Annotated in this window: 4 protein-coding genes; 1 reads left to right on the top strand and 3 read right to left on the bottom strand. The window is 44.9% G+C overall.

Annotation, left to right across the window (positions count from 1 at the left end):
* A partial coding sequence (locus LEP1GSC194_RS22325) for a hypothetical protein (RefSeq protein WP_157229215.1) occupies positions 1-181 on the bottom strand: 181 nt, incomplete at its 3' end.
* A 217-nt stretch (positions 182-398) separates the two neighbouring features.
* On the opposite strand from LEP1GSC194_RS22325, the gene LEP1GSC194_RS11805 reads away from it, so the two are divergent.
* Positions 399-1787: a DDE-type integrase/transposase/recombinase gene (locus tag LEP1GSC194_RS11805; protein ID WP_232424464.1), complete on the top strand. Its 1389-nt coding sequence runs from the start codon at positions 399-401 to the stop codon at positions 1785-1787.
* Positions 1788-1965: 178 nt separating this feature from the next.
* Here the strand turns inward: LEP1GSC194_RS11805 and LEP1GSC194_RS11800 are convergent, their stop codons facing one another.
* Both LEP1GSC194_RS11800 and LEP1GSC194_RS11795 read right to left on the bottom strand, forming a co-directional pair.
* The gene (locus LEP1GSC194_RS11800) at positions 1966-2550 is read right to left on the bottom strand and encodes a hypothetical protein (protein ID WP_020773799.1); all 585 of its coding nucleotides are present in this window, start codon (positions 2548-2550) and stop codon (positions 1966-1968) included.
* 67 nt (positions 2551-2617) lie between these two features.
* A partial coding sequence (locus LEP1GSC194_RS11795) for a polymorphic toxin-type HINT domain-containing protein (RefSeq protein WP_036042546.1) occupies positions 2618-9624 on the bottom strand: 7007 nt, incomplete at its 5' end.

The raw sequence follows: 9624 nt of genomic DNA, 5'->3' as shown, positions 1-9624 counted from the left end.
CTCGTGTTTCTTCCTCTTTCGGTTCGATCTCGTCAATTCCCAGCTCGACTACGTTCAATCTACCACTCGCGAAATACACACATTGTACCAAGGATTCGGATATCTGAATATCCACAAACATCAACCGTCTCGTACGCTTCTCCATCACAGATTGGCCGTATACGTATTCTAAGTTATTCATATCTCTCAGCACACAATTCGAGCCGCTACAAGATAACTACTCACGCGGGAAAATCGTTATTTGCTCGAACAAGATTGCAAAACTTTGTGATTTGTGTCAACTAACATAATCACTTTCATCTCTTTTTTATTCAAGATGTATAACAATTATTGCATCCTTCATGCAAAAAAGATTTAATTTGTGATTCTATCATTACGATATATTCACATAGATGGATATGAAAGTCCAAAACGTTTCCTCGCATGCGGCAGACTCTGTGAAACTCAAAAAAACAAGAAACATCTTTGACACGGCTTGGAAATTTCGAGTCGCTAACGGAAACGTATCCGATCAAGAACTCAAAAAATTTCCAAAATCAACAGTTCACTCTCTCAAAAAAAAAGATCCCGAATCCTTTCGTCATATCCACGGGTTTTGTTTTAACGGGCTGGAGCCCAATCTTCAAAGAGAAGCCAACTCTCTTGCCATCCGCTTGGAAAATTCGGAAACCGTTCGAAAAGCTATCATTGCAATGGCAAAAATCAGACTCTGTATTCTTCAGATTAAATCTCTTCCGAAAAAAATGAAAAACTCGATTGAAGTTAAGGAAAAAATCGTTCGTACCATTCAAAGAGTAAAGGACGACCTCGGTTTTAAAAGAACATTAAGGAAGTTTCATATTTCCAAGTCCACTTTTCACAGTTGGTTTTTCCAAGTTCGGTTCAGGTGTAGTAGTTCCTTGGGAAACCTCTGCCACAAGAGGTTTGTCGGTCAGATCTCAAAAAAGGAAATCGATTCTTTAAAAAATCTTCTTTTGGAAAAGGCCGTTTTGTTTTGGCCTCTTTCTTCCATTTGGGGATACGCTCGAAAAAATGACATTCTCCATTGCGGTCTTTCTTCCTTTTACAAATGGGCCAGAGTCCTCCGTCCCGAACTCTTTTCAAACAAGTTTAAGAAGTTAAAAAAAGAAGGTTTTAAAACCTCCCGTCCCAATGAAGTTTGGCATTGCGATATCACTCAGTTTGTCACCAAAGACAACATCAAATCTCATATTTACGTTTTGATTGATAACTTCTCTAAGATGATTTTAGGGTTTAAAGTCGCTCACCAAGTTGACAGCGACGTTTGTGCTTCTTTAGTCGAGGAGGCCGTTTCCAAGTATCAAACCTCTTTTTCCAAGTTGACCTTACCCGATCTTTTTCCTTTAATCAATGTTAATCTCTCCAAAGAATCTTCTTTCGTTCATTTGATGACCGACGGCGGACCGGAAAATCAAGGCGCTCTGGACAGGCTCATTTTTGAGAACAATCTTCCCATCAACAAAATCACCGCTGGTAAAGACGTTTCTTTTTCCAACAGTCCTATTGAGGCGGTTCACAAAATCACTAAGTATCAGTGCCTTCATCATTTAGAGATTCCTAATAGAGAATCTTTGATTCAAAAATTATCGGAATGGATTCCTGTTTACAATCAAGAACGACCCAACAGAGCAGGCCGTTATCTTCTCACCCCACAGGAAATTTACGAAGGTAAATCCGTTGATTCCAATTTGTTAAAAGAACAATCGATGAACGCCAAAAAACAAAGATACGAAGAAAACAGAGTTACATCCTGCGGTGTTTGTTAGTAAACGGGATTAAAATCGGAAAATTAACTCCAATATCATTTACACTTTTATAATATGATGTTTCTCTTCACATTCCAATGCTACTTCCGCCCCGGTTCACTATTGTGAACCGCTTTGTCCAGTTTTCACTCGGAACGTGCCCCGCTTGAAGATGAGCCGGTCTATTCAATGTGTTTCATCAACTGTCAAACGGTAAGATCTCCGATACGCAAAGATTCTTGTTCTCTTTCCGAAACATATCTTTAATATATATCTCGATGAGATAATGTTTTACTGCATTTCCATATGGAGCGGAGCCCGATACATTTACATTATTATCTGCATACAAAGGCATAAAATCTATATCATCAGAATTAAATTCTTTTTCATCATCTTCTCGTAATACTTCCGTTTTTCCGGCTTTGGAAACCACCTTTGTAATGACTTGCATCTTTTTGATTCGTGCATATTTGAGGTCAAACTTTTCTCCCAAATCATAACAGGATAAAACCCTCCAATTTACGTTATACAAGTAACCCGCAGGTGTTTTAATTACGATTGTAGGTTGGTTTCCCGGTAGAATCGGAAATTCTACATACGTCTTAGAAGAACGATCAAATAACTTCTTTTGATCCTCCGATTTCAAACCTACAATCTCTGGGATAATCACCTTTTTTTTCTCTCGAATTATCCTTTGATAGTTTGCATCAATATCTTCTTGTAATCCAAGATCTTGGGCGAACAAAACCCCAAATGCAAAAAAAAACAAAATTAAAATTCTCATATATTCACAAACTCCTTTGTTAAAGCAAATCGCCTTCCTTCAAGAAGAAGGAAGGCGTCTCCCAAAATCAACGATTAAATTGAACATTGTGGTTTTTGTATTTAGGGTTATCAGACTTAAACTTGTCTAATGCCTTCTGCATGAATTCCTCTCTCGCATTCGTTCTCAAATCGTTCAACTTGTTCATCAACCCAGAATTGTAATCGGAAGAATTGATTAAGGAATATCCAAACTTAGGATTGTTTCGAATCAAATTTTCCACACTGCTATACGCCCCATGATTTCCTGTCGCTTTGTTGATGTCCGAAGGTTGGAAAATCTTGTTTGTCCCGCTTTGTGCATCATGATAATAGCTCATGTTCGTAATCTGACATCCTTGAGAAAAATTATCTACCTTACCTTTTACATAATCCACAACAAGCGTGTTATCTTTGGACCTACTTGGTTTAATAATATCCACCCGATCCTGACTCCCCTGATGAAAGAAAACTCCGCCAATGTTAGTCAGTGCAGAAATCGCTCTTTCCGTCACACTGTGGTTTCCGTCAGCATCCTTGTCTCTCGCTCCTGTCATGATACCATCGGCTGACCTTCCTAACGTTGCATTCTTCCAACTATCAGCTCCATTTCTCCTGTCGTCCATTACGATAGTCCTGTGGCCTGTGGATACTTCTCCAACACCTCCCAAGGCGGCACTACCATCGTAGCTTTTCTGTCCAGGCTGTGTCGATCCGAAGTAAACAGCTTCCAACTTGCCCTTGTTTACCGCTAAGAAGTAGTCATCGTGTCTTGCATTCTGAGAATCCACTGGAACCCTGATTCCAACCATATTCAAACCGTTGTCGTCCCAGCCGTAACCTTTGGTTAAAGCAAGTCCTTTCGAATACGCCGCCAAGTCTCCGTTAGCTGCACCGTGCGCCATTAGCGCCTGACCTTCCGCGTGTCTCGCTGGGTTCATCGTCGCCGGATTGATTTCAACCCACTCCGATTTTCCATTCACTTTTTGTTTTTGATACAGCTTGCCACTAGAGTCTTCTACAATCTCCGATCCCGGTTTTCCTCCGCCGTTTCCATTTGTAACCGGTTTCGGCTTCTCACTTCCGCCCGTTACCACTCCCTTAACTTTGTCATACAAACCTTGGGCCATTCCGAGAACACCCTCATAGTTGTGAACCAGAACCCCGTTCCCAACAAAGTAAGTATGATTCACATCCACTTCAATATTGTAAACTTTCGTAGTCTCAACAATGTATTCGCGAACCTCAGTTACACAAATCCATTCCCCCGTGGTCAAAAGTAACTCGTCGCCCACTTTCAAATCCTTGGTCTTTCTCCAAGTCTCCGTCCGGTTCACTACCGCAGTCTCCGTAACTCCGTAAGAGGAAGATACATTAGAATCTTCGAATACGACTTCCTCTCTTCTCGACCAAAACGGGTGATTCCAAGTAGTTTGGATCAGACTTCCGTCTTCCGTTTCCAAATCAAATAACAGTGTCGTCTCTCTTCTAAAGAGTTCAATCACTGGTTTGTAGCTCATCTCTCTCGTCTTTTCATCCCAAGAAAGAACTTTCTCGCCCACTTCAATCTCTTCGATCTCTTTCAATCCTTCTTGTGTCCAAACTAAAGTGCCCGCGACAAAACATACGTTCTGGTGATACTTCCCATCCGATCCCACGTATCCGTATTTGTCGCTCGCGCCGCCCGTCGTAAAGTTGTTCACGAGAAAGTCTTTAGCACTTCCTAATACATGATCCAGCATCGATGTTCGCGATGATCCAGGATCGTTGATTCCAAAGTTACCGTTCGAGTCTCCGTTCCGACCGCGTTTCTGGAGCTCTTTGGCGATGTCATCGTCACTCATGTCAAGAATCTTGCTCGCATCTTGGCCGCTGTCTTGCATCTCGTGGATCAGTGCTTCTTTTCTGGTTGCGTTTAACTTGTCTTCCGCGCTCGCATATCCTGCACCACTGAGGACATCCGATCCGGAATGAGAATTGGCTTCTCTGTGTTTGGCTTGAGCTTCCGCGTCTTCTTTAGCTTTTCCTGATACAAAGTCCGCCTTCCATTTGTCGGCGAGAAAGTTCGTGTTCGCTTGAAAGCCCCCCGACTGACTCCAGTTACCAGCATTGACTCCGCCCGATGCGTTAAATGCCGCCGACACTCCGTCTCTTTGAGAGAAACTTAAACTTCCACCGGCTCCTTGCATTTTGTTAGCGAGTGAGTTCTTAGATTTGTTTTTGTCACCCGGTGCTTCGTAACCGATGCTTCCGCCAACGCCGCCTTTCTCGCTCCAGCTTAAACTTCCATTCACTCCATTACTTAAGCTTTTGCTAATACTCGCTCCGAAGCCGTCTCCTTCGTTGTAGCTGATTCCGAGGCTTGTTCCCTTCGCTACTTCCAATCCCGCGTTCACACTCGCTTTTCCTGTTTTACTGTTGTAACTAAGGCCCGCGTTAAAGCCGCCTTTTGTTAAACCAAGATCAACCGTCGTACCTCCGCGCTCGGAGATTCCAACGCTGACTGTCGCCGGACCGTAACCAACTCCGACACTGGCACCAAATCCGTTTTCTGCGGAGTAGCTCAAGTTTACGCTAACCGCTCCGCCGGTAAAACTTTTCACCGCTGCTCCCGCGGCTCCACCAACTGCTCCGACAAGCGCGCCTTTCAGTCCGCCGCTCGCTGCTCCCGTTGCGGCTCCGAGTCCCGCTCCCACCGCCATCGCTACGGCAAGAGATGCTCCACCGGTAAAAGGAGCCGCCGCTACAGCTATCACGGTAGTCACCATTTGGAACTCTTGTGTTTGGTAGAATTGTTCCTTAGGTTTGTTCATCTTGTCCATTTGCTTGGAAATCATCCAAGCGGGGATTCCCGTCGCCTTCGAAATAGCGTTCGTCGTCTCGTCTTTTACATACGCTTTCACCGCGTCTTTCATACTACTTCCGCCGACTAAGGCTCCGACAAGACTTGCCGGTAATCCAGTCGCTTCCGCGACCGCTCCCGTTACGCGGCTTTGAACTTCAGACTTCACGGCCTGGGTAAATCTTTGCCCCATACTGCCGCTTCCACCGTTCATTCCATTCAAGATCGTGAATATGAATCCCTTACTTTCCTTCTCCGCGTCGTTCGCCTTCGCTTGTTTCTCGACCCTTGCCTGGATGTCTTCTTCATACTGGGCATATTTCTGATTTACGTTCGAAAGTTCTCTCTCCGCAAAACTCGTTCCCGCCAACTTCAGTTTGAAATCGTAACCGAGATTCGATATGTTAAAGCCGGACGCGACGATCAGGTTTTGCATCCCGTAGGTGATTTCAACGGGGATTCCCTTCACGCTCACGCTGCCTTTCAGTTCTCTACTTCCCGCAAAGACGGTATCTTCGATGTTAGCGCCGGCATACATGGTCTTGCCCGTTTTTTGCATCTCGCCGCTTTGACCCTTGATGCTTCCCGTTGCAAAGTTGTATTTCGATCCTTGCTCGTGATAGTCTTTCAGTCCGCTCATCGTCGGGTTGAACGTTTGTTGGAAATTTCCTTCCAAACCTTGAAAAGATGCTAAGATGTTGCCTTTGCTCTCTTTGTAGAGTTCCTTTTTGTAATCGCGCACTTCCTGGTTCTGTGCGTATTCCTGTTTCACCTCTTCGGTTTTGTCGCTGAACTGTGCGAACATTTGCTCTACGTTCTTTTGCATGTCGTCGATGTAGGCTTTGACGTTACTCACCATCTCCGCACTGAACGTGGTAGAATTCGGATTCAACATATCCACGCTCAAGTTCCCCGGACTAAACTTAGTCTCTATTCGAAGATATTGATATTCCATCTCGGGAGAATAACTCGTTTCTTTCATCGCACTTCCGTCGATTGCAATCTCTCCGCTGTAAATCTGTCTGAACGCGGAGATTCCGTCCCCGTCCGCTCTAAATCCGTATCCTGCGTCTCGGAGGTATTTGTACTGATCTCCGTTTTGTAACGCTTCCATCAAAGTCTTTTGGAGATTGTTACTTCTCTCCTCATTGTCCTTTTGCAACTTCTTAGAATAGTCGTCCAAGTATTTCGACACAGCGCTGTTAGCCGCTAAGTTGATCGCTTGTCCGCTTCCTTGCAGTAGGGTTTGTAAGTTGGAAAGATCGTTCTGATTTGTAACGAGAGAATTCATGTGCGTTAGCAGTTCATTGGCTTTCTCTTGTTTCTCCGCTAACTCTTTCTCTTGTGCTTGGATGTATTGGGTTACGCCGCCGTTGCTTACCTCTTGCGGTAAACTGCTTTGGATGCTCGCAATCATGTCTTGCAATCCGTCGAGCAGTCCGCCTCCAATATCACGGTTTGCTAATTCTTTCGATTCCAAGAGTAACTTTTCCACTCTTGTTTTGTTCTCTTCGCCTTGGTGGTTCAAGTTCTGAGCCGTTTGCAACATTCCTTGTATCTGGTTGTAACTTTCTCCTTCGGATATAATTCCGGCGACCGCGTTCTTTCCTTCTTGGATTTGTTTGCCGATTTGGGTCGTATTTTGAAAGTTTTTACTTAGCAGTGTATCGCGATAACTAAGAAATGAGTTTCTCGTAAAGGTCAAACCACGGTTATCCACTTCCGTCGTGATCTCTTCGCCCAGATTGTAATATTTTTTCTTCAGATATCCGAGTGCGTTGTTCTTCTCTCTGACAGCATATCCGGTATACAACGCAGCCTCGTCGAACTTCGTTTCACTCTTCGCCTTGTCCGCAAGCTCTTGATATCTTTCGGATTTTTCGAAATATTCATTCGCCGCTTTCAAGTAGGTAATTTCGTCGTCCACTACCTCAGACTGTAACGTAGTCGCGACGCCGATGTCCGCTACCATATCGGTATACAGGGCTTCTTTGGTTTGGCTCGTCGTGGTTCTTCCGTTAAAGTTAAACCCGCCGTTCGTTCCGTTGATTTCATTTTGCCAGTGCGTTTGATTTTGTGTGTAGGCGCTCGCTTGAGTTTGGATCTGGTTTAATTCCGTGGTGTCTACGATATACGCTCCGTTTCCGTAGATCGTTTGTGCCAGCGCATTGATTCGGTTACTTGCGTTGAACTCCGCCGTTTTGTAGGCTTCACTTCTTCCAAACGAATCTGCGATGCTTTGAGAGACCGCGGCCCCTTGTTGGTTCCAGCTCGTTTGGTTTTGTTGGTTCGTCAAAGCTTGTTGCATCAAGTTCCCGGCTGCTGAATATTGGTATGTTTGGTACAATCCCGTTGCTGCGTTGTAAAGCTGGGTTGTATTCGTCTCCGAATTTGTAATCTGGGTTTGTATTTGGTTCGCTTGGGGAATTGCGTTCGTTTGGTACTGTGCTTCTCCCTGTGTCGGGTCCGTCACTGCTTGTTGCAATGTATCTTTGGCAGACAAATACCAATTCAGTTCCGCTTGTTGAAACACACTGATCGTGTTGTCCCAGGTCTCTTGTCCCGTTCTGTATTGGCTATTCGCGTTATCCGCGCTTCCTTCTATCCCAGCCATCTGGTAACCGTATACTTCGGTTACCCACGCTCCTCTCGCTGCTTTCATGGCCGCTATCTGGCTATCGTAGTTCGTGATTGTACTTTGTTTCGTTTGTTCCAGTTCTAAGAGTTTGGCTTGGTATTCTTCTTCGTATTCTTCCGATCTGTCTTCCCAATCCTTCAGCGGATTGACTAGGGACAAGAACATAGAAGATATACTTGTAAATTGACCCGCTAATCCGGACCAAAAGTTTTGATTCGCCTGCATCGCGGTGTCTATGTATTTGTATTTCGTTTGGATCTGCACTTGATTTGTCAGTCCCAAAGAACCAAACCAGTTCGACGAGTTCAGAGCCGTGCTTCCCAAATATACTTTGGTCTCCAGTGCCACGCTTGAACCTGAAACCGCGTTCCCAGCTTGAGAAGACTGCCCAAATGCGGTGTTATAACTTCCGAGTACTGCATTTCGGATATTGTTGTTGTCCGTAATCTGTTGTTGGTTGAAAGACTCGCTTACGGATAAGGAATACGTGTTGTCGATTATCCAATCTCTATCGTATCCACAAAACCAACCTCCTCCACAATACGAGGCATCCAAGGCATACTGTCCGGTTCCAAAATTGCAAGTCCCACCGACTTCCCATCCGTTACACACCGCCACGTAATGCCCGTCACTAGTGCTCGCACTCGAATTGTTGGAAACCGCCGGGTTACTCACAAGCACCCCGCTTTGAAACCCGCCGCTCGTTGCCGCCCATCCGTATACGTTTCCATTGGATGAATACGTCGCTGCTTGGGATCCGGTAGGTAAAGAGTTACACCAATTGGATCCGCTTCCGGAATGGCTGCAGCTTAGGCTTGCGTTCCCTACGATCTGGGAAAATGCCATTGTTTGTGTCGCGTATGTCTCTTGCCATTTCGTTATGTTCCAGTAGTCCGCTTTAGCCGTGGCGTTTGTTATTTGACTTTGGAAAAACTCTCCTAATGTCTGCGCCAAGGTCCCAAGAGACGCTTGAGAGTTCAATGCGTCTTGCAGATCGTCTAACAGTCCGTCCATGTCTCCGAACACCGCTACTAAACTCGGATCACTGGATGCGCTGTTTTTCAGTTGGTTTTCTTGGTTTCGTATATTCGTAATCGTACCTTGTAACGCGCTTCTCATTTGGCTTTGTGCGTTCTGGATCAGTTGTCTGTTGGCTAACCACTGCGCTTTGGTTTGTTCTATTCCATTCAAATAGCTTAATTTATCATTTTCTAATCCAGTTATCGATTGGTTCCATTGCAAGACTCCGGTCTGGATGGCGTTCAAGGAATTCTGTTCCCAGGTGTTTTGTTTGGTTAGGAGGTCGTTCCATTTCGTATTCCAGGTTTGGGTTCCTTGGTAGTAACTCTGTGCCGCTTGTGCGGGGTTTGTCGCTTGGGAAGCTGGCGTCGTCGTTACGTTTTGCACCGTCGGGTTGATCGTTTGTACCGCGTTTGTGTTAGTCGATGTTACGTTGTTTCCTGTGTTCTGGGACAATGTCGCTAAAAACACTTGCAATTCCGCTTGGATGTATTGCGCCGCATCCGCCATCCATTGGTTTTTCGTCTGTTGTTTTTGCAGTTCTAACTGTGCTCTTA

The organism is Leptospira alstonii serovar Sichuan str. 79601, from assembly GCF_000347175.1.
Lineage (GTDB): Bacteria > Spirochaetota > Leptospiria > Leptospirales > Leptospiraceae > Leptospira > Leptospira alstonii.
This window is presented reverse-complemented; position numbering and strand designations above follow the sequence as displayed.

Coding starts and splice junctions, on each gene's coding strand:
- LEP1GSC194_RS11805 (WP_232424464.1), top strand. CDS start 399: ATGAAAGTCCAAAACGTTTCCTCGCATGCGGCAGACTCTGTGAAACTC.
- LEP1GSC194_RS11800 (WP_020773799.1), bottom strand. CDS start 2,550: ATGAGAATTTTAATTTTGTTTTTTTTTGCATTTGGGGTTTTGTTCGCC.